Source organism: Streptomyces flavofungini, assembly GCF_041028215.1.
In the GTDB taxonomy this organism is placed as follows: Bacteria; Actinomycetota; Actinomycetes; order Streptomycetales; family Streptomycetaceae; genus Streptomyces; species Streptomyces flavofungini_B.
Map to the genome: position 1 here is coordinate 1 of NZ_JASKYR010001179.1, position 1502 is coordinate 1502.

1 protein-coding gene is annotated in these 1502 nt (G+C 74.3%); it reads left to right on the forward strand.

Annotation, left to right across the window (positions count from 1 at the left end):
• Positions 1–92 precede the first annotated feature (92 nt).
• Positions 93–1466: a glycosyltransferase gene (locus tag AB8Z36_RS39535; protein ID WP_369218191.1), complete on the forward strand. Its 1374-nt coding sequence runs from the start codon at positions 93–95 to the stop codon at positions 1464–1466.
• The last annotated feature ends 36 nt before the right edge of the window (positions 1467–1502 follow it).

Here is a 1502-nt window from a genome sequence, read left to right on the forward strand (position 1 = left end):
GACCCCCGCGATCCGGCCCCCGGGCCCACCTCACAGCCGGACCACAGGCTCACCACACACCCCTGACAGACCGCTTGACGACCGTCGGTGGCATGCGAACCGACCCTTCACCGGCCGCTTCCGCCACGGAGGCCACGAGAGCCGTCCCGTCCCGGGCGCGGGGCGCCCTGCCCGCCCGGGAGCACCTCCCCGCCGCATGGCGCGAGGTCCCCGTCCTGGACGTCGTGATCCCCGTCCACAACGAGGAGAAGGACCTCGGCCCCTGCGTCCGGCGGCTCCGCGACCACCTCGTCCGCACCTTCCCCTACCCCTTCCGCGTCACGGTCGCCGACAACGCCTCCACGGACCGCACCCCGGCGATCGCCGCCGCGCTCGCCGACTCCCTGGCGGAGGTGCGGCACGTCCGGCTCGAACAGAAGGGGCGCGGGCGGGCACTGCGCGCGGTCTGGGCGGCGTCCGACGCGCCGGTCCTCGCGTACATGGACGTGGATCTCTCCACCGACCTGAACGCGCTGCTCCCGCTGGTCGCCCCGCTGATCTCGGGCCACTCGGACCTGGCGATCGGCTCCCGCCTCGCCCGCAGCTCGCGGGTGGTGCGCGGCCCGAAGCGGGAGTTCATCTCGCGGGCCTACAACCTCATCCTGCGCGGCTCCCTGCACGCCAGGTTCTCCGACGCCCAGTGCGGGTTCAAGGCGATCCGCGGTGACGTGGCGCGGGTGCTGCTCCCGCTGGTCGAGGACACCGGATGGTTCTTCGACACCGAGATGCTGGTCCTCGCCGAGCGCGCCGGGCTGCGCATCCACGAGGTGCCGGTCGACTGGGTCGACGACCCGGACTCCACGGTGCACCTGGTGCGGACGGCCGCCGACGACCTCAAGGGCGTGTGGCGGGTGGGCCGGGCCCTCGCCGTCGGCGCGCTGCCGCTCGACCGGCTCGCCCGCCCGTTCGGCGACGATCCGAGGGACCGGGAGCTGACCGGCGTCCCGCGCGGCCTGGCCCGTCAGCTCGTCGGCTTCTGCGTGGTCGGCGCCCTTTCGACCCTCTGCTACCTCCTGCTCTACAGCGGCTTCCGTACGTTCACGGGGTCGCAGGCGGCCAACGCGCTGGCCCTGCTCGTGTCGGCGGTGGGCAATACGGCGGCCAACCGGAGGCTCACCTTCGGCGTACGAGGCAGGGACCGCGCCGTCCGTCACCAGGCCCAGGGCCTCGTCGTCTTCGCGATCGGCCTTGCCCTGACCAGCGGCTCGCTCGCGGCGCTCGGCGCGGCCTCCGGCGACCCCGCGCACGCCACCGAACTCGCGGTGCTCATCGCGGCGAACCTCGCGGCGACGGTCCTGCGGTTCCTGCTGCTGCGGGCCTGGGTCTTCCCCGACCAGCGACCGCAGGAACCCCCGTACGACCACGAGGCCGCGACCGCGGCCCCCACCCCGGCCGGAGTCCCGGCCGAGACGAGGAACGCCCGATGACCACCACGACTCCCGCCGCCGTGCCCCCCACGGCAC

Coding starts and splice junctions, on each gene's coding strand:
- AB8Z36_RS39535 (WP_369218191.1), top strand. CDS start 93: ATGCGAACCGACCCTTCACCGGCCGCTTCCGCCACGGAGGCCACGAGA.